Below are 25,563 nucleotides of genomic sequence, written 5' to 3'. Positions count from 1 at the left end.
GGGCCCATGGCGGATGGGGGCGGCGACGGTCCTGTCGGTCGTGGCGATGATTCTGTGGCTGATCCTCGACCACGAACTCTGGGAGCGACCGCGGTCGGCAGCCGAACGCGATCGATCGGTGCTGTACAACCTGGCGACCGTGATCACGTTGGTCGTCGGCGTCGGCGTCCTGTATGTGGCTTTGTTCTGCCTGCTGCTGTGCACCGCGTGCCTGACTCTTTCTCGGGAAGTGCTGTCCCTCGTTCTGGGGCGCGGGGTGAACTTCTCCGATTACCTCACTCTTGCTTGGCTGTTGGCGTCCATCGCGACCATCGGTGGGGCGCTGGGGTCCGGTCTGGAGGACGACACCGCGGTCAAGGAGGCGGCGTACGGGGCTCGGCAACGCCAGCGCATCGACAGCCGACGCAACGGGTCGCATCAGCGGTGATGGGCACGGCATGTGAAGCTCGCGTGCCCATTGTTTATCGCCGGGTCCTTTGTCGCCGGGGTCGGCGATCCCTGCGGCGACGTCTCTGCGATCGGTAGCTGGTCGCCTCGACCTGACAGGCCTAATGGGTGAGTGTCTTTTCACCTTGTCGGGTCGTGTTGTGGGTCCGAGGCCGGCGGCAGGATTGGCGGTGTCGAATATCCGGCGGCCGGGGTGGTCGCGCCGATCCGAAGGAATTGATATGGCCACTGCTGTAGGAATCGATCTGGGAACCACGAACTCTGTCATCGCGAGCTGGCAGGGTGGTGAGCCGGTGGTGATCGCCAACGCCGAGGGCGCGCGAACCACGCCCTCGGTGGTCGCCTTCACCGAGAGCGGTGAGCGACTCGTCGGTCAGCTCGCGCGCAGGCAGGCGATCTTGAATCCGAAGGGCACGATCTATTCGGCGAAGCGATTCATCGGGCGTCACTTCGATGAGATTTCCGCGGAAGCCAAGGCGGTGAGCTTCGACGTGGTCGAGGGCGAGGGCGGTGTGGCCCGATTCGATGTGCGGGGCAAGATGTACGCGCCCGAGGAGATCAGCGCGCTGGTGTTGCGCAAGCTGGTCGATGACGCGAGCAAGTATCTGGGGGAGCGGGTCAAAGAAGCGGTGGTCACCGTGCCCGCCTACTTCAACGACGCGCAGCGCAACGCCACCAAGGACGCGGGCCGGATCGCGGGACTCGACGTCCTGCGCATCATCAACGAGCCGACTGCCGCCGCTCTGGCGTACGGACTGGACAAGCAGACCCATGAGACGGTGCTCGTTTTCGACCTCGGTGGCGGTACCTTCGACGTGAGCCTGCTCGACGTCGGTGACGGCGTCGTGGAGGTCCGCTCCACCGCGGGTGATTCGCATCTGGGTGGTGACGACTTCGACCGGCGCATCGTCGACCATCTCGCCGACGAATTCCAGCACGCCGAGCACATCGACCTGCGTGCCGATCCACAAGCGCTGCAACGACTCTTCGAGGCGGCGGAAAAGGCCAAGGTCGAGCTTTCCTCGGTGTCGCAGACCCAGGTGAACCTGCCCTTCGTCACCGCCGACGCGAACGGACCCAAGCACCTCACCACCACGCTCATGCGCTCGAAGTTCGAGGACTTGACCGCCGATCTGGTGCAGCGCTGCCTCGGCCCGGTCGAGCAGGCCATGGCCGATGCCAAGGTGACCGCCGACGACATCGACGAGGTGATCCTGGTCGGTGGTTCCACCCGTATCCCGGCGGTGCAGGCGTTGGTACGCCGGTTGACCGGCGGCAAGGACCCGAACATGAGCGTGAACCCGGACGAGGTGGTCGCGCTCGGTGCGGCGGTTCAGGCGGGCGTGCTCAAGGGCGAGGTCTCCGACGTGCTGCTGCTGGATGTCACGCCGCTCTCACTGGGCGTGGAGACCCAGGGCGGGGTGATGACGAAGATCATCGAACGCAACACCACCATTCCGGCTCGGCGCAGCGAGGTGTTCTCCACCGCGGAGGACAACCAGCCCGCGGTCGATGTGGTTGTGCTCCAGGGCGAACGCGAGCGTGCCGCCGACAATCGGGTGCTCGGCCGGTTCCGACTCGAGGACATCCGGCCTGCGCCACGTGGCCAGGCGCAGGTCGAAGTCACCTTCGACATCGACGCCAACGGCATCCTCAATGTCACCGCGCGCGACAAGGACACCGGCAAAGAGCAGAGCATCACGATCAGCGAGCAGTCCAATCTCGACCCGGGCGAGGTCGATCGGATGCTCGCCGAGGCCGAGCGGCACCGCCGCGAAGACGAGCAACTACGCAAAGCCGTCGATGCCCGCAACGCCTTGGATTCGGCCGCATACCAGGTCGAGCGGCGGTTGGGCGAGCTCGGGGACAGCGCGCCGCCGCACGAGCGGGCACGCGCCGAGATGCTGATCGCCGACGCCAGACAGGCCGTCAAAGAGGAAGCGCCGCTGGACCGGGTGCAGTCACTCACCTCGGAACTACAGCAATTGCTGTACGGGTTGCAGCCCGCGCAATCCGGCGGCGGCGACGGACCCTCCAGCCAGGCGGGCACGGGGGCGGCCACCGGCACGCCCGGTGACGACGACGTGATCGACGCCGAGTTCGACCGGAGCTGAGGAGGCTCCCGATGGAAACCTCCGCAGACCGGGCGACCCCCGATACCCCCGACCCGGACACGGTCCAGGAACCCGATGCCCGGATCGCCCAGTGGGAAGACCGTTGGCGGCGCACCGCGGCCGATCTGGACAACCTACGCAAACGCTACGCCAGAGACCTCGATCGAGAGCGCATGGCCGAACGAGCGAAAGTGGCCAGAGCCTGGCTGCCGACGCTGGACAACTTGGAACTGGCACTGGCGCATACGAACAGCGAGACCGACCCGCTGGTCGCGGGCGTGCGCGCGATCCGGGACCAAGCCGTGCAGGTCCTCGAACAGCTCGGCTACCCGAGACATTCGGAGGTGGGAGTCCCGTTCTCCCCGGAAAAGCACGAGGTGACCGGTGTGGTCGACCGGCCTGATCTCCCGCCGGGAACCGTGGTCGAGGTGCTGCGTCCCGGCTACGGCGAGAACGGAGGCCAGCTACGTCCGGCGGCCGTGATCGTCACCAGAGCCGAGGGGTGAGCCTCGGTGGCGCGCGACTACTACCAGGTCCTGGGGGTTTCCCGCGACGCCGACAAGGACCAGATCCAGCAGGCGTACCGCAAGCTGGCGCGGCGATATCACCCGGATGTGAATGCCGATCCGGCGGCAGAGGATCGGTTCAAGGAGGTCAGTGAGGCCTACGAAGCCCTCTCCGATCCGGAGACGAAAACTCGCTACGACCGCTTCGGTGCGGACTTCCGGCGGGTGCCGCAGGACTACGACGAACCCGTCGGCGCGCGCGGCGGTGGTTTCGGGGCGGGCGCGGGTGGTTTCGGGCGCGGGGCCCGTGTGCACGTCGGTCGCGGTTTCGACGGTGACGTCGACTTCGGTGACATATTCGGAGACATCTTCGGTGGCGGCGGATATGGACCGATTCCCGGCGCCGATCAGGAGGCTGTCCTGGAGTTGAGCGTCGAGGAGGCCTTCCGCGGCGGTAGGCGCAAGCTACGGCTCGGCGAGCGCAGCTACGAGGTCGACATCCCGGCCGGGGTCATCGACGGACAGCGGATCCGGTTGTCCGGGCAGGGCGGCCGGGGCAGTGGTGACGCGCCTGCCGGAGATCTCTACCTGGTCGTGCGCATCGAGCCGCATCCGCGCTTCCGGTTGGTCGGCCGTGACATCTACCTCGACCTGCCCGTGTCCCCGTGGGAGGCGGTGCTCGGTGCCAGTGTCGCGGTCCCGACCCCGAGTGGTGAGGCGAAAGTCAAAGTGACACCGGGCTCCTCGACCGGACGCAAGCTGCGATTGCGTGGTGCGGGCATGCCCAATCCCCGCGGTGCCGACGGCGATCTGTACGCCGAGGTCAAGGTCATGGTGCCGGTGACACCGACGGCGCGGGAACGCGAGCTGTTCGAGCAGTTGGCCGCCGCGTCGACCTTCGATCCGAGGAGAGAGCGATGAGCGCGCCCACACCCCGATACGTGATCGTGCGGCCGGCGGGGCTGCGGCTCGACGAGCTTTCCCGGCGCTGCGGTCTGCATCCGGACCTGGTGCGCAGATTGGTCGCGCTCGGGCTGCTCGACGGCGTCCGCGAAGGCACCGCAGAACTTCGCTTCGAACCGTCCGCGGTGGCCGTTGTCGCCCGAATCCAGCGCCTACGGTCCGGGCTCGGATTGAACTACGCGGCCATCGGATTGGTGCTCGATCTGTTGGACCGAATCGAAGAACTCGAAGCCGATCCTCGAAGGAGGACGTCACGATGGACACCAGCAGGTTGACCGAGAAGTCCCGGGAAGCGTTGAGCGAAGCGCAGAACGCGGCCACGCGATCGGGACACAGCGAGGTCGACGGCGAGCATCTGCTGCTCGCCCTGATCGACCAGCCGGACGGACTGGTGCCCCGGCTGCTCGACCACGCGGGCGCGGATGTCGACGCGTTGCGAGCCGAGTTGAATCGCGAGCTGTCGCGCCGGCCCAAGGTGAGCGGCCCCGGCGCCGCACCCGGTCAGGTGATGATCACTCGGCGATTGGCCGCGTTGCTCGAATCGGCCGAGCGCGAAGCCAAGCGGCTCAAGGACTCCTATGTGTCGGTGGAGCACCTGATCATGGCATTGGCCGAAGAGGGATCAGGCACTGCCGCGGGACGGATCCTGGCAGGTCAAGGCATCACCAGAGAGTCGTTCCTGCAAGCCCTCACCACGGTGCGCGGCAATCAACGGGTGACCTCGGCGACTCCGGAGGGCGCCTACGAGGCACTGGAGAAGTACGGCCGTGACCTCGTGGCCGAAGCCCGGGCGGGCAAGCTGGACCCGGTCATCGGTCGCGACGCCGAGATCCGCAGGGTGACACAGATTTTGAGCAGGAAGACCAAGAACAACCCGGTATTGATCGGCGATCCCGGGGTCGGCAAGACCGCGATCGTGGAGGGCCTGGCTCAACGCATCGTCCGTGGCGATGTGCCAGAAGGTCTGCGCGAGAAAACGATCTTCTCCCTGGATATGGGGTCGCTGGTCGCGGGGGCGAAGTATCGCGGCGAATTCGAGGAACGGCTGCAAGCGGTGTTGGCGGAGGTGAAGGCCGCCGAGGGCCGCATCCTGCTCTTCGTCGACGAGTTGCATACCGTGGTCGGCGCGGGGTCGGTCGGCGGTGACGGTTCCCTCGACGCGGGCAACATGCTCAAGCCCATGCTCGCCCGCGGCGAGCTGCACATGATCGGCGCCACCACCCTGGACGAATACCGCAAGCACATCGAAGCCGACGCGGCACTGGAACGCCGATTCCAGACTGTGCTGGTGGACGAGCCCAGCATGGAGGACGCGGTGTCCATCCTGCGCGGCTTGCGCGAGCGTCTCGAGGTCTTCCACGGCGTGAAGATCCAGGACGGCGCGCTGGTGGCCGCGGTGTCTCTGTCGCATCGCTACATCACCGACCGTTTCCTGCCGGACAAAGCCATCGATCTCGTGGATGAGGCATGTGCTCGGCTGCGCACCGAAATCGACTCGATGCCGGCTGAACTCGATGAACTCACGAGGAAGGTGACGAGGCTGGAGATCGAGGAGGCGGCACTGTCCAAGGAGACCGACGCGGCGAGCAGGACTCGTCTCGAGGAGCTCCGCAAGGAACTCGCCGATCTGCGTGCCGAGGCCGATGCACGCCACGCCCAGTGGGAGGCCGAACGACAGGCGATCCGGCGGGTGCAGGAATTGCGTGGAAAACTCGAACAGTTGCGCCACGAAGCCGAAGAGGCCGAACGCAACTACGACCTCAACCGCGCGGCCGAGTTGCGTTATGGCGAGATCACCGAACTGGAACGCAATCTGGGAGCGGCAGAGGAACAATTGCGCACCAAGCAGGGGCAGCAGCCGTTGCTACGCGAGGTTGTCACCGAGGACGAGATCGCCGAGATCGTCGCCGCGTGGACCGGAATCCCGGTAGCGCGGCTACAGGAGGGCGAGCGGGAGAAGCTGCTGCGGCTGGATGAAATCCTGCACGAGCGAGTGATCGGGCAGGAAGAGGCGGTCCAACTCGTCGCGGACGCGGTGATCCGGGCCCGGTCGGGAATCCGCGATCCGCGAAGGCCGATCGGGTCGTTCATCTTCCTCGGACCCACCGGCGTCGGCAAGACCGAACTCGCGAAGACTCTGGCCGCGACGCTTTTCGACAGCGAAGACAATATGGTGCGCCTGGACATGAGCGAGTACCAGGAGCGGCACACGGTCAGCCGGTTGATCGGCGCGCCGCCCGGCTACGTCGGTTATGACGAGGGCGGGCAGCTCACCGAGGCGGTGCGCCGCAAGCCGTACTCGGTGGTGTTGTTCGACGAAATCGAGAAGGCGCACGCCGATGTGTTCAACACGTTGCTGCAAGTGCTCGACGACGGCCGGATCACCGACTCCCAGGGTAGGCAGGTGGATTTCCGCAACACCGTGGTCATCATGACCTCGAATATCGGCTCCCACCACCTCCTGGACGGCGTCACCGCCGACGGCGAGATCAAACCCGACGCACGGGATCGGGTGCTCGCGGAGCTGCGGGGACACTTCCGCCCCGAGTTCCTCAACCGCGTCGACGACATCGTGCTGTTCACCCCGCTCACGCTGCCCCAGATCGAGCACATCGTCCTGCTGCAACTCGAAGAACTCCGACAACGCCTGGCCGAACGGCAGATCCGGCTCGACATCACCGCGGAGGCGCGCAGGCTCATCGCACGACACGGATTCGATCCGGTCTACGGAGCGCGGCCGTTGCGCCGCTACATCGCACACGAAGTCGAGACGAAGATCGGCCGGGCGCTGGTGCGCGGCGATATCGGTCAGGGTGGCACCGTGACCGTCACCGTGACCGGTGACGATCTCGCCGTCGCGTACACCGCCCCCGCGGTCGCGGCATGAAACGAGGTTCGACCATGGAAACCGCGAAGATCGAATGCCCCCACTGCGGAAAGTGCAACCGGGTTCCGGCCGCGGCCGCGGGCACACCGCGATGCGGCAACTGCCACCAACCGCTGCCGTGGATCGTCACCGCGGGCGACGACGACTTCACCGAGGTGATCGAAAAGTCCTCGGTACCGATCCTTGTCGACCTCTGGGCGAGCTGGTGCAGGCCCTGTCTGCTGGTCAGCCCGGCGCTCGAACAACTGGCGACCGAACGCGCCGGCCGACTGAAACTGGTCAAGGTCGACGTCGATGCCGCACCGCGCACCGCCGAGCGGTTCGTCGTGCGAGCGGTGCCGACGTTGCTCGTACTCGACCACGGCGAGGTGCTGGCCCGGCAGGCCGGCGCCGCCCCGGTTCCGGAGTTACGGAGATGGCTGGACCACAACCTGTCCGATCGAGCGGAGAAGGACGTGAGCGCATGACTTCGATCGATGATCCCCACGTCGCGGCAATTCGGCCGGTGGCACCGCGGACCCCGCAGGGCTGCGAAGAATGCCTTCGGCTCGGCACACCGTGGCTGCACCTGCGGCTGTGTCTGACCTGCGGGCATGTCGGCTGCTGCGACTCGTCCCCGATGCGGCACGCGCGAGCGCACGCCGCCGGGGCCGGCCACCCCATCGTCGCTTCGATGGAACCGGGCGAGAATTGGCGCTGGTGCTACGTCCACCAGAACTTCGTCTGATGGACGTCGAAACCCCCGACGATGTCGGCGCGTTTCCGCGATTGTCCGACGCGCAGGTAGCAGCGCTCGCCATCGGCGGCACACGGCGAGTGGTGCGCGCCGGTGAGACGCTGGTTCGCGCGGGCACGCCCAGCGACGAGTTCTTCGTGATCGTGTCCGGCACGGTGGCGATCGTCGACGACGCGGGGCGCGTGCTGCGTATCCACGGTCCCGGCCGATTCCTCGGCGAGCTGGGCCTGCTGGAAGGGCAGGTCGCGTTCTACACCGCGCGGATGGTCGAGGACGGCGAGGTGCTGGTCGTTCCGGTCCGGCGGATACGCGCGCTGGTCGAACACGATCCGACGCTCAGCGACCTCATTCTGCGCGCGTACCTGATCCGCCGCTGCCGGCTGCTCGATATGGTCACCGGGTTCCGGATCATCGGTTCCTGCTATTCACCCGACACCCGGCGGCTTCGCGAGTTCGCCGTGCGGAACCGACTGCCGCACGACTGGATCGACCTCGAGCGCGACAGCCGGGCCGAACAACTCCTGCGTGACCTCGGTGTCGCCGTGGAAGACACTCCGGTCGTCATCTGGGGTAATGAGCGGGTGCTGCGCAATCCGACGAACGCCGAGCTGGGACGCCTCGTCGGCCTCCCCGTGCCGGACACGGCGCGCGAAGTGTGCGATCTCATCGTGGTGGGTTCCGGCCCGGCCGGTCTGGCCGCCTCGGTGTACGGCGCGTCGGAAGGACTGAACACTTCGGTGCTGGAGGCGATCGCGGCGGGTGGGCAGGCGGGCACCTCCTCCTGCATCGAGAACTATCTGGGATTTCCCGCCGGCGTCTCCGGCACCGAGCTGGCCGAGAGAGCGGTCATCCAGGCCGGGAAATTCGGTGCTCGATTGCTGGTGTCCGCGGAAGTAGTCGGGTTGGCCGTCGAGGACGGACACCACCTGTTGCGGTTGGCCGGCGGCGCCGCGTTGCTCGGCCGCACCGTTGTCCTCGCCACCGGCGCCCGCTATCGCAGACTCGCCGTGACCGGGATCGAGCGCTTCGAGGGCGCCGGCGTGTACTACGCCGCGACCCATCAAGAGGCGGCGATGTGTGGCGCGGATCCGGTGGCGATCGTCGGCGGCGGCAATTCCGCAGGGCAGGCAACGGTCTTTCTCGCCGGCTGCGTCGAGCACGTGCACCTACTCATCCGAGGCGACGATCTCGGCAAGAGCATGTCCCGGTACCTGGTCGAACGGATCGAGCAGCACCGGCGCGTGACGGTGCACCACAACACCGAGGTGCGCGAAGTAGCCGGGGGCGACGAACTCGACACGATCGTGGTCGAGAACAACCACACCGCCGAGCGGCAGACGCTCACGGTGGGCGCCTTGTTCGTCTTCATCGGAGCGACGCCGCACACCACGTGGTTGGGCGACTCCGTGGCACTCGATTCGCACGGATTCGTCCGCACCGGTCCGGACGCGGTGTTCCCGGACGAGGATCAGCGCGGTGCCCGCCGGCCGCTACCGCTCGAAACAAGCAGACCTGGCGTCTTCGCGGTGGGCGATGTCCGTAGCGGCTCGGTCAAACGAGTCGCGTCCGCCGTCGGTGAGGGCGCGATGGCGGTCCGCCACATTCACGAATACCTCGAACGGAGCTGACCGAAATGCCGGTAATGGGCGTTGTCAAATTTCAGCGATTCTTCCGCGTGGCAGCCGGGCTGCACGTGCATCGCAATGATCTGAAGCGATACACCGAGTTCATCGACGACAAGATCTACGATCTGTTCGTCGTTGCCGAGGCATCGGCGAAGGCGAACGCGCGTGACGTGATCGAACCGTGGGATCTGCCGGTCACCGCGGGGCTGCAACAGAGCATCCATCGGTTCGAGAAGCTGGATGAGGGTATCGAACTACAGCCGCTGCTCGACCAGCTCGCCGCGCGTCCGCCGCTGGACCTGGCGCTCGCGCAGGACACGGAGCGCAGGCTGCCGCTGGTCGCCGGTGGCCTGAGCATGGCGCTCGCGCAGACGTTCGTCACGATAGCCCCCGAGGCCGCGCATCCGGGGGCCGCCGAATGGTCGGTCGTATTCGCTATATTTAATGTGCTGCTTTGATGCAGTAATGATGCATATTCCTCCGGAGCGTAATCACCGGGTTGCCGGGTGTAATGTTGACAACGAACGCCCGCAGAATCAATCGACTTGAATTATTCATTCGAAGTGGATCGGTGCGCGTGACGGTCGATCGGCCGAAAATTCAAAGGTGGGCGAGGCCGCGGCCGACGCAACATCGGGTCCGAATCGCATATGGGCCGGACCCACCGTGAATCAACAATTGTCGAGTTATCCCGTCGTCGACGGGTTGGCACATACCCAATTGACGTCACTGCGCCGGCTGTGCGCGCTGTCGGTCACGCTGTCGAGCGAGCACGAAGTAGTGGAGATACTTCGCGCAGCAGGTGCGGCAGTCCCTTCTCTCGGCTCGTGTCGCGTGCTGGCGAGCTATCGCCGGGTGGACGGCGAATTCCAGCAGTACCCGCGGGCCCGACCCGCGCAGCCCGGCCTGGACGAGCAGGTCAGCGCCCAGGACGGCGCGGGCCGTGTGGAACTGGCCGACCAGAAATGGGGGTGGGCGTTCGCCCTGGGGAGTTTTTCCGGAGCGGTCGGCTCCCTGATCGTCGGCTCCGACCGTGCGCCGCAACCGGACGAGATAACCCTGTTGGAGGTACTGGCTCAGGTCACCGGTGCAGCGCTGGCCAACGCGAATACCCACGAATGTAGTTCCACCCACGCGACCGAACTCACCGAGATCAACGAGCGTCTGGTCGTCACGGTGGCACGCCTGGAACGGCAGACACGAGTGCTCGAAGTGCTCTCGGGCGCCGCCGCCTACGGGCAGGGTGAACAGGGTATCGCCGACGCGGTCGCTCAGCTGACCGATCTCCCCGTCGCGGTCGAGGACCCCTTCGGCAATCTGCGGGCCTGGTCCGGACCGAGCCGACCGCACCCCTACCCCAAAGCGACGCCGGAGCAGCGTGATCAACTCCTGCGACGGCTCGTGACCCACAACGCGCCGCTGCGGGTGCGTGGTCGCGTGATCATGCTGGTGAAGCCACGTGCCGAGGTCCTCGGCACGCTCGCACTGATCGACCCGGACGACCGAATCACCGAGGCTCAACTGTTCGCGCTGGTGTACGGCAGCACCATGCTCGCCCTCGAACTCGCCCACCAACGCAATCTCGCCGAGATCGAACTGCGGCTACGCCGCGATCTCATCGATGATCTGGCCTCCGGCACCGACAACGACAGCGCCTACGCCCGCGCAGAAGCCTTGGGACACGACCTGCGCGGACCGCACTACGTCGTCCTGGTGCACAGCGTGGGCCGCGCCGAGTTGATCGCCGAGGCCGTGAGCCGCGCCGCCTCGACCCTGAATCTGCAATCCATCCAGGGCCGCCACGGCGGCATGATCGTGCTGATCGCCGACCGCAGACCGGATCCGGCTCTGTTCCATCACACTGTCCGCGAAGGCATCGACGCCACGCCGGTAACCGTCGGCATCAGCGGCCGATGCGAACAGCCCAGCGATTTCGCCCGATCCTTCGCCGACGCACACCGAGCCGTCCAGCTCCGGCAACGGTCGCGCACGCCAGACGGCGCGACGGCATTCGACGAACTCGGGTTCTACCGCTTGGTCGACGCGGCGCACGCCGAGGGGCATGTCGAGGACTTCGTGCACGAATGGCTCGGCGCCCTGATGGCCTACGACCACAAACGGCACTCCGACTTCGTGTACACCCTGGCCCAATATCTCGAATGCGGTGGCAACTACGACGAATCCGCCGCCGTGCTACACATCCACCGCAGCACCCTGCGCTATCGCCTCGGCCGCATCCGCGAACTCACCGGCTTCGACCTGCGCGATATGAATGTCCGCTTCAATCTGCAAGCGGCGACGCGCGCCTGGCAATTCCTCTCCGTCGTCCCCGAGCTGTGACCAGCCGACCACCGGCCATGTCCGGGTTCACCGAACATCGAACATCCTCGGACCGGTACGGACCGGTCGCCATCGGTACGGATGAGATCGGCTTCGACGCCGCCGCCCTCTCGCGTGATCTGAGGGCATCCTGATGCGGATTGCTCGGCGGCGCATCAGGAGTGGTTTCCGCGCGCGTGGATCTCAGTGACAGCTGCACGCGGCCGGCGTACCGATGGCGCGGCGTGACTGGCGCTTGCGCGGCAACGGAGTAGCGGTTACGAGGCTGGTAGCCCGGCTCGCGAACCTCGCCCACGCAGCCTGAGAGTTCGATCTGACGCCGGCCTTCAAGCCTTCCCAGGATCTACGGGACAGCGTTCACCGGTCGACCGGCTCGATCCGGGAGCGGTCAAGTCCAAACGGGTGGTGTAGTTGGGATGGTCACCGCTGATCCGGTTTGGGGTCAGGCGGTCAGTGCTGTGGTGGTGGTTTCCTCCTGTTGGTCTGGTTCGGTGGTGGTGCGGGATCGGGTCAGGACGTCGAGTCCGAGGTAGCGGCGGCCCTCGATCCACTCGTCGTGCTGCTCGGCCAGGACAGCGCCGACGAGGCGGATGATGGTCTGGCGGTCGGGGAAGATGCCGACGACGTCGGTGCGGCGGCGGATCTCTTTGTTCAACCGTTCTTGGGGGTTGTTCGACCAGATCTGGCGCCAGATCTGTTTCGGGAACGCGGTGAACGCCAGCAGATCCGCGCGGGAGCCGTCGAGGTGTGCGGCGACTTTCGGCAGCTTTTCGGCGAGTGCGTCGAGTATCCGATCATATTGGGCGGCAACAGATCCGGGGTCGGCTTGGTCGAAGACCGAGTGCAGTAGGGTGCGGACCCAGGGCCAGGAGCTCTTCGGGCATACCGACATCGAGTTGACGGTGTAGTGGGTGCGGCAGCGTTGCCAGGACGCGCCGGGCAGGTCGCGGAAGAACGCCGGCCAGCCGGCGCCGTCCTCGCCGGAAGTGACCTGGAGGCCGAGGATTTCGCGGTATCCCTCGGCGTTGACACCGGTGGCCACCAAGGCGTGGACGTTGACCACGCGCCCGTTCTCGCGCACTTTCAAAACCAGCGCGTCGGCGGCGACGAACGTGTACGGGCTCTGGTCCAGTGGCCGAGTGCGGAAGGCTTCGACCTGGGCGTCGAGATCGCGGGCCATCATCGATACCTGCGATTTCGACAGGCTGGTGATGCCGAGGGACTCGACGAGTTTCTCCATTCGCCGGGTCGAGACCCCGAGCAGGTAGCAGGTAGCCACCACGCTGGTGAGAGCGCGTTCGGCACGTTTACGGCGCTCGAGCAGCCAGTCGGGGAAGTAGCTGCCCGATCGCAATTTCGGGATCGCTACGTCGATCGTGCCGACACGGGTGTCGAAATCGCGGTGGCGGTAGCCGTTGCGGGAGTTGGTTCGCTCCGGGCTCCGTTCGCCATAAGCGGCGCCGCACATCGTGTCGGCCTCCGCGCTCATCAACGACGCGACGAACGAGGACACCATCTCGCGCAGCAGGTCAGGGCTGGCGACGGCGAGTTGCTCGGCGGAGGGGGTGTTCGGGTCGATACGCTGGACAGCGGTCATCGCGTGAACTTTCTCCTCGAAGACTTTGGTCGGTCTGCTGAGGATCACGCGGTGACCATCCTCTACTCGGCTACGACACGCTCAGACTTTGCTGGCGTCGAGGAGGTACACCACCTTGCCGGACGCAACCGCCCGCACCGAGATCACGGACTGGACGCTGAGTCGTTGGCTGCCCGCCGGGTTGCTGGGCCGCCGGTGGCTGCCGATACCGCTGTGGCGGGGCTTGCGAATGCAGATGGTCCACGCCGATGACGTCGCCTCGGCCGTGCGGGCCTGTGTGTCCGGCCGGATACCAGGCGCTTTCGATCTCGCGGCCGAACCTGTGTTGACCGCCCCCGTACTGGCCGAACTGCTCGGGGGACTGCGGTTGCCCGCCCCTCGCGCGGCGATCTCGGCCGCTGCGTGGGCGAGCTGGCGGGTAGGAGCCCAGCCCCTGCATCCCGGCTGGATCGCACTGGCCGACCGCGCGAGTCTGCTCGACACGACGGCCGCCCGACGCGAACTCGGCTGGACGCCCTGCCACCATGCCCGCTCGACCTGTGCCGAACTCGTCCGGGGAATGCGGCGGCACACCAGCGGGCCCACCCCGGCGCTCGCCCCGCGACCCTTGCGACCAGGCGTGGGGCCTCCGACCCACCGGAGTCAGCACTCCCGGTGACAGTGTTCGAGCGGTGGAATTTCGCGGGCGGCGCGAAGTGCCGCCCGCGAATGGTCGTCGCGGCTCGGTGTTGTGTCAGGTGCGCAGAGTTCGGTGCGGGCTGTGTACGTATGCGTGGCGGTAGGCGATGGCGAAGCGTCCGACGTGGGGGACAATTCAGTCGTAGGCGATGGAGGTGACGGTCTGTCGGTCGCCGGGGGTGGCGGCGCGAAGTTGTTCGTGCGCGCCTGCCATGCGAAGCCGTCGCAGGTAATTCATCGGGGTGGTGTCGAGGTGGACGCGGAAGGCCGACTGCACGGCGCGTGGGGTGACGAACGCTGCGGCGACGATGGCGGTGATCGTGATCGGTTCGCGGACGTGAGTTTCCATGTAGGCGATCGCGAGTCGCACGGTGTCGGGGGTGAGCATCGATGCCGGTTTCGGGTTCGGTGGAGGTGCCGGCCGGCAGCGGGGTCGTGGTGAGCGCGGCGAGAGTGGCGGGCTCGTCGCGGACGTGGTCGAGGACCGAGGTCAGCAGCCCTCCGGCTGTTGGGCCGGCGCGGTGGCCGAGAAGGCGTACGGGGGCGTCGTCGCGTCCGGCGCCGGTGACCCGGGTGAGATGGTCGGGGTCGATCCAGACGATGTCGTAGAAGGTGTCGCGCACGCTCCCGGTCTGGGGTTCGCCGGACGGGCTGAGGGAGGCGACTTGTCCGATGGTGACCGCAGTGCTCTCATCATTGGTGTCGGTGTCGATGCCGCCCCCGCGCATCGAGCACACGCACCACGCGCCCAGCGGTTCGGCGGTGTAGGACATCGAGCATCCGAAGCGGAAGCGGTCCACGCTGACCGAGGGGCCGACCGGGACCCTGGACCAGGAGGTCGGGCTCGCCGTTGCGGGCGGGGGTGAGCAGGCCGTGCTGTTGGTAAAGACGCAAGGTCTGGACGCCGATGCCGGCCGGCTCCGCGGCCACCGAGATCGCATACACACCGTGGCCGGCCGCAGGCAGGCCCTCGTGTCGCGGATCCATTTGTTTCTCACCGCGCATCCCGTGTAGGTCCAGATTATCTGATGGAACCTACTTGCCCTCTCCTGTGAGAAGTGATAAATAATATCTGTGTCAGACGACATAGAATATCTAACCGAGAATCCATCGAGAGAGTAGTGAGTGGGAGGTGGCGACCATGCTGATGCGCACCGATCCGTTCCGGGATCTGGACCGTCTGAACCAGCAGGTGTTCGGAACACCGGCGCGGCCGGCGGCGATGCCGATGGACGCCTGGCGCGACGGGGACAAGTTCTTCGTGGAACTCGACCTTCCCGGGATCGACGCTGATTCGTTGGATGTGGATGTCGAGCGCAACGTGGTAACCGTGCGCGCGACGCGGTCGGATCTGGATTCGGATAGGTCGATGATCGCGGCCGAACGCACCCGTGGAGTGTTCAGCCGGCAGCTGTTCCTGGGCGAGAACCTCGACACCGATGCCATCCGCGCGGATTACCGGGACGGGGTGCTGCGGCTGGTCATCCCGGTGGCCGAAAAGGCCAAATCCCGCAAGATCGAGATCGCCCGTCGCAACGAACCCCAGGCCGTCAACGCCTGAGGCGCGGGGATGGAGGTCGATGATGTCTGCCTCGATCACTGACACCACGCCCGATCGCTGGTGCGAGGACGCCGAGCTGCTGGCGCTGGATCCCGACTACGCCGAGCTGATCGCAGAGATCGAGTCCGTCTTTGCCGGGATCACCGCACCGCCGCGACCGCCCGCCCGCCCCGGCGACGGCGAACCTCACCGGTACCGTCCACGCGGCCGAACGCGGGCCTACCCGCCGCCTACCCGGCCGACGGCGTCGCGACGGGCACCGAACCAGCGCAGCCCTCCGTTACGGCGGCGCAGCGGCGCTACCCCGATTCCCCACGGATCCCGAAGTGAGGTGATGCGCAATCGACAGATTCCCGACATCGACTCTTCCACTGAGCTGAAGACGTTCTCCCTTCGGTCCAGGTGGCCGGGCCACCGCCCGGCCACCGATTCCATCCCACAGCAGCCTGTTTCCAGTAGGGTCACATGACCGTGTTACCGACCGCGTCCGAGGCGGACCGCGTCGAGCAGGACGCCTTCGTCGATGCCGCGGACCGCGACGTGGGCCCGGACTTCGACGCCGTGCGGGTGGATGCACCCGGCGTCGCCGGGTTGGACTCCGCTGATCCGGCCGACCGTTTCGAGCAAGCATGGAGTACCCCCCGTGCCGACGATGACGACCGCTCGCTGCTGGCCTACTGACCCACTCGTCACCGAGGCCAAATCCCCGCCGGTCCCGCGTGATGTCCCGGCCCCAGCAGGGCGGGCCCACTGGTTCGATGCGCGAAGGCTTGGGGTTCCTGCGCTCGACCACGCCGGTCGGGCGACGTCCTGCGACTACACCGCCATCGAGACTTCCGGCTATAAGACCTCGCACCCGGACGGCAGGTCGTGCTCCAACACCGACACCGCCCCCGGTCGAAAGTCATCCGAGTGTCGATCCGCCTGCAACCCGAGGAGGCCGGACAGTGACTCCGTCCCACACTCTCGTCGCCGAATCGGGCGACCGGACAACCTCCGAGCGACTGCCCGCGCTGCGGGTGCGCGGGCTGACGATCTTCTACGCCGGTCGCCCACCCGTGATCCGCGACGTCGACCTGGACGTCGCGCCCGGCGAGATCGTCGCGCTGCTCGGCAAATCCGGCTCCGGCAAGTCCAGCATCCTCGATGCCATCCTCGGACTGCTGCCGGAGACCGCGATCGGCGTCCTGCCGGTGACCCACGATCTCGCCCTCGCGGCCCACCGCGCACATGGCGGGGTGCTGCTCGCGGGCGGCACGACCGCGGCCCGCGGCGACGTCGCCGCCATCGCCCACGGCGTCACCCGCCAGACAGCGCCCGCACCGAGCCTCACCTCGACGAAGTCCGCCGAGACTATGCTGCACCTGGACGCGGTGCGTCGCCTCTACCCGGGGACCCGGACCGCCACCGGAGTACACGAAGCCACCGTGACCTTGCCCGCCGACGCCGCGGTGGGGCTGGTCGGGGGCTCGGTGGCCGGTAAGACGACCTTGGCCCGCCTGCTCACCGGCCTGGAATCGCCGGACGCGGCAACGGTCCGGTTCCGGGGCCGCGACGTGTGGGACCTGGACCGCCCCGGGCTCCGCGAGTTCCGGCGCGCGGTGCAACTGGTCGCCCAGCATCCGCGCGCGGCACTGGACCCCCGCTATCCGGCGCACCGTGCGATCGAGGAACCGCTGCGCGCGTTCGCCATTCGCCTGCTGGGAGTGGCGCTGTGGGCGGCGATCAACGTGGTGATCCGGCGACGCGGCCGACCGGGTCGCCCGCGCAGGGGTCCGACCTTGTCGAGCAGTTCTGGTAGCACCAGGTGGTCGTTGACGTTGGCCGCGGAGAGCGTGATCGCGAGTGGTAATCCGTTGCCGGAGGTCAGGATGTGGTGGTCTTCCCACCCGATCCCGGTGAACATCCTGCACCGCAACAACAGTCATCGCCACTCGACAGTCATCGCCACTCGAACGAACCTGTCAGGAGCTCTTACCGCTCGTCGCGGGGGTAAGAACGGAGGCTGTCCTTGTCACCCCGGCGGTAGCCCACGGCGCTCTGGTCTGCCCCCACCGATCGAGTTTTCCGCTGGGCGTGAGATGCGTTACTAGCGCACGGTGAGCAAATGCTTCAACGCCAGGGAGAGGCCGACGCCTTTCGCGTGGCGGATGACGCGCCCCGGTTCGCGGTCACCGCGATAATGGCCGTCCCGGTCGTGGTGATGGGAGAAGGTGTGCTCGTGGTCCATCTGGAGGATGTCCCGCTCGGTCATCGGGTCCACCGCGCAATCCGATTCCCGCTTGGTGCGGCCGTCGTCCCAGAGCGTGAAATCCTGCCACTGCCACACCTTCAACAGTTCACCGGCGGTGTCGAGGATCCAGATCCGTGATTCGGCGTATTCGTAGGCCCGGTAGCGGCGAGTCTTCTCCTCGTCGATGAAGTGCCGCGTCGTGAACAGGACCCAGTGCGGGCCGACCACCTGCGTGGTCTGCTCGCGGCTTTCCGACGCCGTGTAGGTCTCGGTGCGCAGCCCGAACAGGCCCACGGAGCGGGTTTTCACCACGGGCACGGATACAGTTGTCGTCTTGATCAATGGCCCGATCGTCGGAGCCTTCGTTTCGCGGGCCACTCGCTTGGCGAACGTTCGCAGACGGGCGATGTCGAGAGTGCTGGTCGCGTAGGTTGTCGATCCGCTGCGATTCATGCCATGGCCGTCCTCGTGTGTCGGGCTCGGTCCAACGATGCCCGGTTCCTCGTTCATCGCACGCGGCCTTCCCGGCGTAGTGCCGATCCACCGGTCATCGTATGGTTGCAGGTCGGCGCGCATCCGAACTTTCGGGGTGTTGTCGATCGTTCGGAGGACACGGGACATCCGGTTTCGAGCCGCAGATCGTGCGTAAACGCCAACGCCGTCTGGGCGGTGTGGAGGACATGGTGTTGTCGCTGTCGGCCGAAGGACTGTGAGATCTCGGCGCATCCGCGGGAGGTCTACGCGCCGAGGTGTCCAAGCAGACGATCTCGACGGAGTGCTCGACGGGATGGCCGAATGGCAGAAGCGGCCACTGGACCCGGTGTATCCGGTGATCTTCCTCGACGCGATCCACGTGAAGATCCGCGACGGCAAGGGCGCCAACCGCCCGATCTAGTCGCCTTGGCCGTGACCGTGGACGGCACATCCTCGGGTTGTGGGCCGGCGACGGTGGCGAGGGCGCGAAGTTCTGGTTTTAGATTCTCACCGAACTGCGCAACCATGGTGTCGCCGATGTGTGCATGCTCGTCTGCGACGGTTTCAAAGGGCTGCCCGAGGCCATCGGCGGGGTCTGGCCGCGAGCGATCGTGCAGACGTGGGTGGTGCATCTGCTGCGGGCCTCTTTCCGCTACGCCGCCTGCCAGCACTGGGACGCGATCGCCGAAGCGTTGAAACCGATCTACACCGCGGCCACGGAATCGGCGGCGTAGTAACGTTTTCTCATGTCTGCCGGGGAGCTTCAGGCGCGGTCGGACGCTGATCCGATGTGGACGCGTCTGGATGAGCAGTTGACCTACTACCGATGCGAGAGTCGACGTGCCAAGCGTGCGTACTTTCGAGTGAAAGTCGTACAGATCGTAGTGGGTGCGACAATTCCAGTGCTCGCGGCTTCGGGAGTGGCGGGTTGGATCACGGCCTGTGTGGCAGCCATTCCGGTGATGGCCGAGGGCGTGCAGCAGCTGTTTCAGTGGCACGGCAACTGGTTGCGTGCCAGATCCACCGCGGAAGCCCTCAAGAATGAGAAGTTCCTGTACTTGGCCGAGGCAGGCCCCTATGCCGCCGCCACGCGGCGAGCGATATTCGCCGAACGAGTAACGGCACTCGTAGCCAAGGAGACTGGGGACTGGGCCGCGAGCGCGGGCAGCGACATGGAACGGCAGGTGGAGCCGCCGGATCGCAGCGTGTGAGCAGGTCGCTACCGACTGTGGTCTGCCGTACCATCCCATTGTCGGGGTTACATCTGCACAAGGGGGCGGGTGCTGTTGTCGCGGATCTTCATGAGCCATTCGAGTCACGACAACCGAGCGGCGCTCGCACTGCGGCAGTGGCTGATCGAGCAGGATCACGAACTTGCCGATGAGATATTCCTCGACATCCACCCCGAAGCCGGACTGCCGGCGGGTAGGCGCTGGAAAGACGCACTGGTGGAATTCACCGTCCGTTGTGAAGTCGTGGTCTGCCTGGTCTCCTCGCATTGGCTGGCCTCGCGCGAGTGCACCACCGAATATCGCACCGCGGAGAATCTCGGCAAGAAGATCTTCATCGCGCGCCTCGAACCCGTGCAGGACGTCGTCACCCGCGAGTGGCAGCGCAGCGAACTGCACGGCCCGGGGCAGGAAACCGTCGTCCGAGTGGACTCGGATTCTGTCAGCTTTCGCACGGCCGGTCTGCACCACCTGCGTGACGGTCTCAGGGCAGCGGGTATCACAGCCGCGCGCTTTCCTTGGCCACCGCCGCACGACCCCCATCGTGCTCCTTACCGCGGGTGGATGCCCTTCCAATCCGTCGATGCGGCAATATATTTCGGACGCGAACAGCAAATTCTACGCGGTTTGGACCGTCTGCGGCGGATGCGGGACCAATCCAGAAGCCTGTTCGTCGTTCTAGGGCCTTCGGGTGCGGGTAAATCTTCGTTCCTGCGTGCGGGGTTGCTGCCGCGTCTTGCCCGTGAGGACCGTGAGTTCATCCCGCTCGGGATTCTTCGGCCCGAACATCGAGCCGTCTCCGGCGAACATGGCCTCGCCGCCGCACTGCACGCTGCGCGTGCCGCGCTCGGTCTGGGTGAACCGACCTTGGGGCACATGAAAGCCGCACTTGCCGAACATGATTGCAGCGCGGCCCTGCGTTGGTTGGCCGAAATACACGCCACCGCGAAGTCGCGCATCCCTGGTGAAGCCGATCCGACGGTCGTACTTCCGATCGATCAGGCCGAAGAGCTGTTCGGCGTTGGTGCTGGGACCGAAGCATCGGCGGCTCTTGAAATCCTCCAGCGGATTGTGAGCGCACCGGTCGAAGACCGTGTGCCATTCGTCGTGATCGCCGCTATACGAACGGACCGATTCGAGCAGATGCAGTCCGCCGAGCAACTTGCGGGCATAGGCAGTGAGCTGTTCGACGAACTGAAGCCGCTCGATCCCGATCGTTTTCGACAGATAATTACCGAACCAGCGCGACGCGCCCGCGCTACCGGCCGTCCGTTCGACATCGAACCAGAGCTGGTCGATGAACTGATATCGGACTGCCGCAGCGGCGCCGATGCGCTGCCTTTGCTCGCACTGACTTTGTCGATTCTCTATCGCGATTACGCGAGCAGCGCGGGGGCGATCACTGTGGCGGACTACCGACAAATGGGCGGGATCGATACGGTCGTCGCCGCTGAGGTCGACCATATCCTCGACCACGACCCGGCTCTACGCGAGAGCCAGCTGAAGATGCTTCGATCGGCTTTCGTGCCCTGGCTGGCTACCTTCGCCGCCGACGTCGATGAACCGCTGCGTCGCATCGCCCGATACGACGACCTTCCCGCTGAGGCTCGTCCCCTCATCGATCGCTTCGTCGATCGGCGTCTCCTGGTCAAAGACCGCCGCGGGGGCGATATCACGGTGGAGGTCGCGCTGGAGAGTCTGCTACGACAGTGGACCGAGCTCGCAGGGTGGCTTCGCGAACAGTCGAATACTCTCCGAGCAGCGGAAGTCCTCGAACGTGCCGCCGCCGAGTGGGAGCGACACGACCGCGCAAGCGCGTGGTTGCTCACCGGGGCACGACTGGCCGACGCCGAAGATCTCGCTGACCGTCCCGGCTACCGTGAGCGGCTACGTCCCGTGGCCGACCTGATCCGGGCCTCGCGTCTCTCTGAGGACGAGCGGGCCTCAGCCGAGCTCGGACTCGCCCGTGACCACGCACACGCCCTGCGTCGCCGTGCACGCGCACTCGCCGTGCTGGCCGCAGTCGGCGTCGTGATCGCGGTCTTCGCCGCCGTGGGTTTTGTCCGCGAAGCACGCGCGAGCGAGCGAGCAGACACGCGCGCCCGCGAAGCGATCGCCGCCCGACTCATCGAGCAGGCGCGCCAAATGCGATCGGGGTTGCGCACCGAGGGCGACGTTCGCGCTATTCACCAGATTCTGGCCGCCCATGCGATCTCTCCCGGTTCCACCGAGTGGGAACTGCTCAACGCGCAGTACGAACTGCGCCATCTCACCCGAGCCGAGCGCCTGCCTTTTCCGCCAAGCGCCGTCGCGGCGAGTGACAACGGCGAGACAGTCGCCGCGATATCGGACACTTCCCACCATGTGACGCGTAACGGCCTGCTGGATCGCTCGTTTACGTCTTCGGACAGAATCACCCATATCGCGGTGAGTGCCAACGGTTCCGCGGTGGTTGCGGTGACCTCTACCGGGACCCTCTTGGTGTCCCGAGCAGGAGAAACGGTCCGCAGCCGACCGGTCGGCGCGGACGTGTGGGACCTGCGGGTCAGCGCCGACGGATCAACCGTGGTCGTCGTTCACAACGGACATCTGCTGATCGTCCGCGAAGGCGTGGAGGACGTGAGCAAGACAATTATCGGCAACTTCCTGGATGTCGCCCTCAGCGCCGACGGATCAACCGTCGTCGCGGGCGACGACGATGCGAATCTGTACGTGTTCCGGTCCGGCGAGTCCCCGGTGTTCGAGCCGGCCGGCGGCGGCCGAAGGGTAGCTGTCAGCGCCGACGGATCCACGATCGCCGTCGGCAAGATCTCCGGCGAAGTCGCGATCATGCGCCCGAAAGAACCGCCACATACCGTCCACCACACCGCAGCCGTCAGCGCCCTGATCCTCAACGCTGACGGAAGTACGGTCATAGCCACGGATGACTCCGGCGAGCTGCGCATCGCGCGTAACGGCGAACCCGAGCAGACTCGACGCTTGGCCGGAGGCGCGGTGCGCCTGGCGACAAGCGCTGACGGCACCGTCGTTTCCGCCGGCGACGAGCGCGGAACTTTGCTGATCGTCCGCGCGAACACCCCCGACCGGATACTGCACCTACCTGACCGGGTGAGCCTGGTTCGGGTCGCTCCCAACTCGTCGACCGTCACCGCCGTCTCCGCAGACGGAACCGTGTACACAGCTCAGCTTCCACCCTTGCCGCGTTCCCTTCGTCCTTCCCGCTCGCGCATCGACGTTCCGGTCATCAGCAAGGACGGAGCGACGATAGTGCGCAGAGCGTCCAGAGGAACGTGGCTCGTCATTCACAAAGGTGGACCCGAACGGGAGGTCCGGTTATCCGATTCGTGGGGAATCGGCCCCGTGATCAGTGACGATGGATCAACCGTAGCGCTCGGTGACGGCGGGTCCGAGGTGCACATCCTCCGCGACGGCCACCCGGACTACGTACTCCCGCTTCCAGGTCCGGTGCCAAGGACAACGGAATGGCGAGCGACCGACGTTGGCATCAGTGCGGACGGAACCACGATCGCGGCCACAGCGTCGTACCCGCCGATGTTGTTCATCTACCGAGCCGACGGCCTTCATCAGCAGTTCGCGCTGTCCGCCGAAGCCACCGGACTTGCCATGAACGCGGACGGTTCGATCGTCGCGGTGGCAGACGAGAATGGCGGCTTGTCGGTCGCGCGGGACGGCGAACTCCACCAGTGGGGAACTCTCGAACACAGAACCGATGAGGCGACGATCATCGCTCGAGGCGGAACCGTCGTGGTGGCCGACCGGTGGGCGGTGCTCGTCGCGAGAGAAGGCGCGACGACGCGCACGATCCGTCCTCCTCGCGGTGGCATCTCGGGATTGGCCCTCAGTGCCGACGGGTCAACCGTCGCTGTCGGAAGCGACGACGATGTTGCTGTCATGCCGACGGCAGCAGGCGGGGTCGCCACGACGTTCCCGCTGCCTGGATACAAACCAACACTCGATATCAGCGCGGATGGACGCACCGTTGCTGCCGGTGACGACGACGGCAGCCTCGTGATCGCCCACGACGGTATGGTGGAGCGCCGCATTCGACTGACCGAACCGTTGCGTGCTCAAGTCTTCAGCGAGGATGGGTCATTTCTCGTGGCCACAGGGATCGAGGGCACCGTATGGTATTGGCGTCGAGTGGATCCGGCGCCGGTAGTCATCGTCGCCGGGGGCGGCATCGTATGGCGAACCGCTGTCGACGAAGCACGCGACGAATTCGTCCTCATCGAATCGGACACCGTGGACCGAGTGCCTATTCTGGTCCCCGACGCCTTTGAATTGTGTGCCAAGCTTCCGGCACCGATAACCGATGAACAGTGGCAGGACTGGATCACCCACGACTACCCGAGACAATCGGACTGCTGAAGCTCCTGACTCAACTGCGTTAGGCCCCAACGCTTGCATAGACCGAAGAAGCCGTGCGCCGGGAGATCATGAACGAGAGCGGCAACGGTGCCCGAACACCACCACCAGAGCTACCGGCCGCCGCGCGACCGCTCGGCACCAGCGGCGGGACAACCGGAGCGATTACCGCGGCCGTCACCGGAACCACCCCGGCGCAGAAACACGAACGGGCTCTACCTCACGCGATCGCGCGTGGTAGAGCCCGCTTGAACACAGATATGTCGTATGTGGCAGATATGCCACGTTGCGGTGTCCGGAGGGGGACTCGACCACTACGCCCACGCACTCAGTTGCAGCCAAACTTTGGTCGTCGAGCCGCAGTAGCTTGACGAGTTGTTCCTGTCGCACGGTGTCAAGGTGTTGCCGCCTGGCGTGGGATCTACTGTGTTTCGTTTTGCGGTGGGCGTAGCTCGATGGCATCGATTTTGACCTGGATACGTTCTGTCACGGTGCCTGTGGAGTGGGTGGAGCCGGTCGCCGACGACCGATCGAACAGCGCGCTTTCCGAACCGCCGTGGCGGACATATGCAAGCCAGCGGAGTTCGGATAGCTCACTGTAGAGTGTCCGACGGTGTCGGTCGTCTTAAGGAGACGAGGCGGGAGGCAGCGGAGGGTGACGACGATCGCGTTGGCAGACGAAGTGACGTGACCCCGATGGTTCGGTCCGGGTGATATGTGAGAGTCTTCGTAGCCCATGAGCTGGGCGGGAAGGCTCGATGAAGCGATGGCGACACGCAAACGGCATACCCCTGAGCAGGTGGTCCGGAAGTTGACCGAGGCCGACAGGTTGTTGGCCTCGGGCAAGGACGTGGCCGAGGTGTGCCGGGTCCTCCAGATCACCGAGGCCACCTACTACCGGTGGCGCAACCAGTTCGGCGGGCTGAAAGCCGACGACGCCAAGAAACTGAAAGACCTCGAACGCGAGAACGCCACCCTGAAACGGCTGTTGGCCGAGGCCGAGCTGGAGAAGGCGGCCTTGAAGGAGATCGCCAGGGGAAACTTCTAGACCCGGAACGGCGACGCGCCGCGGTGGCTCATCTGCAACGAATGTTCGGGATGAGCCAACGCTTGGCGTGTCGGGTGACCGGGCAGCATCGCAGTACTCAACGCCGCCCACGCGCGGACCAGGCGGTGACCGATCCGGATGCCGGGTTGCGCGCATGGCTCCGGGATTGGGCGAAATCCCATCCACGGCAGGGTTTCCGCCGCGCTTACCATGACGCGCGCGGCGAAGGTTGGGCGGTGAACCACAAGAAGGTCCAACGCCTGTGGCGCGACGAGGGCTTGCGGGTGCCGCAGCGGCGGCGCCGCAAACGCCTCGGCGACTCCACGGTCACCGCGGTGAGCGCGGACGCCCCGAACCGGGTGTGGGCGGTCGATTTCCAGTTCGACGCCACCGAGAACGGTCGTCCGGTGTTGCGGTGTGACAACGGACCGGAACTGGCGTGCTCGGCGATGGCGGACTGGGCCGGTGAACGCGTCGGCCTGGCCTTCATCCCGCCCGGTCGGCCGTGGCGCAACGGCTACATCGAATCGTTCAACGGCCGACTGCGCGACGAATGCCTCAACATCAACAGCTTCTGGTCGATCGCCCAGGCCCGGGTCGTGATCAGCGACTGGAAATCCGACTACAACCACTGTGAGTCTTCGGGTGGCTGGTCTGGGACTGGCCGACCAGGGTAGGCGGCGGTCGCCCGACTCGACGATGTGACTCATACAATTACTGGCCCCACACAGGTGCCCTT

The 25,563-nt window shown here is 66.0% G+C and carries 19 protein-coding genes and 4 pseudogenes; 19 read left to right on the top strand and 4 right to left on the bottom strand.

The genetic code is table 11. The features are described 5' to 3' along the window. The 11 genes and pseudogenes from ON30_RS25840 to ON30_RS25790 form a co-directional block, all read left to right on the top strand. Positions 1-427, top strand: a pseudogene (locus ON30_RS25840) (hypothetical protein); the annotation flags it as partial. A 241-nt stretch (positions 428-668) separates the two neighbouring features. Then, complete coding sequence (dnaK, locus tag ON30_RS25835) at positions 669-2,561, top strand: molecular chaperone DnaK (RefSeq protein ID WP_040710985.1); 1,893 nt, start codon at positions 669-671, stop codon at positions 2,559-2,561. Positions 2,562-2,572: 11 nt separating this feature from the next. Next, positions 2,573-3,067, top strand: coding sequence for a nucleotide exchange factor GrpE (locus ON30_RS25830; protein ID WP_040710984.1), 495 nt, complete (start codon positions 2,573-2,575; stop codon positions 3,065-3,067). Between the two features lie 6 nt (positions 3,068-3,073). Further along, positions 3,074-3,988: a DnaJ C-terminal domain-containing protein gene (locus ON30_RS25825; RefSeq protein WP_040710983.1), complete on the top strand. Its 915-nt coding sequence runs from the start codon at positions 3,074-3,076 to the stop codon at positions 3,986-3,988. After that, positions 3,985-4,305 carry a chaperone modulator CbpM gene (locus ON30_RS25820; protein WP_040710982.1) on the top strand — a complete coding sequence of 107 codons (321 nt, stop codon included), beginning with the start codon at positions 3,985-3,987 and terminating at the stop codon, positions 4,303-4,305. The genes ON30_RS25825 and ON30_RS25820 overlap by 4 nt, the downstream gene beginning before the upstream one ends. Next, positions 4,287-6,917: an ATP-dependent chaperone ClpB gene (gene clpB / locus ON30_RS25815; RefSeq protein ID WP_040710980.1), complete on the top strand. Its 2,631-nt coding sequence runs from the start codon at positions 4,287-4,289 to the stop codon at positions 6,915-6,917. The genes ON30_RS25820 and clpB overlap by 19 nt, the downstream gene beginning before the upstream one ends. Positions 6,918-6,931: 14 nt before the next feature. Further along, positions 6,932-7,384 (top strand): thioredoxin family protein, encoded by a 453-nt coding sequence (locus ON30_RS25810; protein WP_040710979.1) that lies wholly within the window; start codon positions 6,932-6,934, stop codon positions 7,382-7,384. After that, on the top strand, positions 7,381-7,644 hold the full coding sequence (locus ON30_RS25805) for a UBP-type zinc finger domain-containing protein (RefSeq protein WP_040710978.1): 264 nt from the start codon (positions 7,381-7,383) through the stop codon (positions 7,642-7,644). Before ON30_RS25810 ends, ON30_RS25805 begins: the two co-directional genes overlap by 4 nt. Continuing rightward, on the top strand, positions 7,644-9,281 hold the full coding sequence (locus tag ON30_RS25800) for an FAD-dependent oxidoreductase (protein WP_051029985.1): 1,638 nt from the start codon (positions 7,644-7,646) through the stop codon (positions 9,279-9,281). Before ON30_RS25805 ends, ON30_RS25800 begins: the two co-directional genes overlap by 1 nt. A 14-nt stretch (positions 9,282-9,295) precedes the next feature. Further along, entirely contained in the window at positions 9,296-9,736 is a 441-nt protein-coding gene (locus ON30_RS25795; protein ID WP_174387572.1) for a DUF1931 family protein, read from the top strand. Positions 9,737-10,112: 376 nt separating this feature from the next. Next, positions 10,113-11,618: a PucR family transcriptional regulator gene (locus ON30_RS25790; RefSeq protein ID WP_218006302.1), complete on the top strand. Its 1,506-nt coding sequence runs from the start codon at positions 10,113-10,115 to the stop codon at positions 11,616-11,618. 442 nt (positions 11,619-12,060) lie between these two features. Here the strand turns inward: ON30_RS25790 and ON30_RS25785 are convergent, their stop codons facing one another. After that, positions 12,061-13,215 (bottom strand): IS256 family transposase, encoded by a 1,155-nt coding sequence (locus ON30_RS25785; RefSeq protein ID WP_040710994.1) that lies wholly within the window; start codon positions 13,213-13,215, stop codon positions 12,061-12,063. Between the two features lie 115 nt (positions 13,216-13,330). Between ON30_RS25785 and ON30_RS25780 the strand changes: the two genes are divergently transcribed. After that, positions 13,331-13,873 carry a Rossmann-fold NAD(P)-binding domain-containing protein gene (locus ON30_RS25780; RefSeq protein ID WP_051029984.1) on the top strand — a complete coding sequence of 181 codons (543 nt, stop codon included), beginning with the start codon at positions 13,331-13,333 and terminating at the stop codon, positions 13,871-13,873. A gap of 156 nt (positions 13,874-14,029) precedes the next feature. Here ON30_RS25780 and ON30_RS25775 read toward each other — a convergent pair whose 3' ends face one another. After that, positions 14,030-14,281 (bottom strand): helix-turn-helix transcriptional regulator, encoded by a 252-nt coding sequence (locus tag ON30_RS25775; protein WP_051029983.1) that lies wholly within the window; start codon positions 14,279-14,281, stop codon positions 14,030-14,032. Positions 14,282-14,742: 461 nt separating this feature from the next. Next, a pseudogene (locus ON30_RS41295) lies at positions 14,743-14,880 on the bottom strand (MerR family transcriptional regulator); the annotation flags it as partial. A 154-nt stretch (positions 14,881-15,034) separates the two neighbouring features. On the opposite strand from ON30_RS41295, the gene ON30_RS25770 reads away from it, so the two are divergent. The 3 genes from ON30_RS25770 (at position 15,035) to ON30_RS25760 (ending at position 17,547) form a co-directional block, all read left to right on the top strand. Then, on the top strand, positions 15,035-15,454 hold the full coding sequence (locus ON30_RS25770; RefSeq protein WP_083911669.1) for an Hsp20/alpha crystallin family protein: 420 nt from the start codon (positions 15,035-15,037) through the stop codon (positions 15,452-15,454). A gap of 465 nt (positions 15,455-15,919) precedes the next feature. Continuing rightward, positions 15,920-16,135 (top strand): Rv3202a family protein, encoded by a 216-nt coding sequence (locus ON30_RS25765; protein WP_040710972.1) that lies wholly within the window; start codon positions 15,920-15,922, stop codon positions 16,133-16,135. Positions 16,136-16,401: 266 nt separating this feature from the next. Continuing rightward, positions 16,402-17,547, top strand: a complete 1,146-nt coding sequence (locus tag ON30_RS25760; RefSeq protein ID WP_040710970.1) for an ATP-binding cassette domain-containing protein — start codon at positions 16,402-16,404, stop codon at positions 17,545-17,547. Here the strand turns inward: ON30_RS25760 and ON30_RS25755 are convergent. Then, the gene (locus ON30_RS25755) at positions 17,544-18,263 is read right to left on the bottom strand and encodes a hypothetical protein (RefSeq protein ID WP_157183831.1); all 720 of its coding nucleotides are present in this window, start codon (positions 18,261-18,263) and stop codon (positions 17,544-17,546) included. The two genes, ON30_RS25760 and ON30_RS25755, sit on opposite strands and share 4 nt — an antisense overlap. A gap of 50 nt (positions 18,264-18,313) precedes the next feature. Here ON30_RS25755 and ON30_RS42335 point away from each other — a divergent pair. From ON30_RS42335 to ON30_RS25730, 4 genes and pseudogenes are all read left to right on the top strand, one after another. Next, positions 18,314-18,892: pseudogene (locus ON30_RS42335) on the top strand (IS256 family transposase); the annotation flags it as partial. Between the two features lie 15 nt (positions 18,893-18,907). Continuing rightward, positions 18,908-19,372: a DUF4231 domain-containing protein gene (locus ON30_RS25745; protein ID WP_063719940.1), complete on the top strand. Its 465-nt coding sequence runs from the start codon at positions 18,908-18,910 to the stop codon at positions 19,370-19,372. 69 nt (positions 19,373-19,441) lie between these two features. Next, positions 19,442-23,779 carry an nSTAND1 domain-containing NTPase gene (locus tag ON30_RS36370; RefSeq protein ID WP_083911666.1) on the top strand — a complete coding sequence of 1,446 codons (4,338 nt, stop codon included), beginning with the start codon at positions 19,442-19,444 and terminating at the stop codon, positions 23,777-23,779. 763 nt (positions 23,780-24,542) lie between these two features. Then, positions 24,543-25,456 (top strand): annotated as a pseudogene (locus ON30_RS25730) (integrase core domain-containing protein); the annotation flags it as partial. Positions 25,457-25,563: the final 107 nt, after the last annotated feature.

Source organism: Nocardia takedensis NBRC 100417 (assembly GCF_000308695.1).
Taxonomy (GTDB): Bacteria; Actinomycetota; Actinomycetes; order Mycobacteriales; family Mycobacteriaceae; genus Nocardia; species Nocardia takedensis.
Note: the sequence above shows the minus strand (reverse complement) of the source record. Positions and strands in the feature narration are given on the sequence as shown.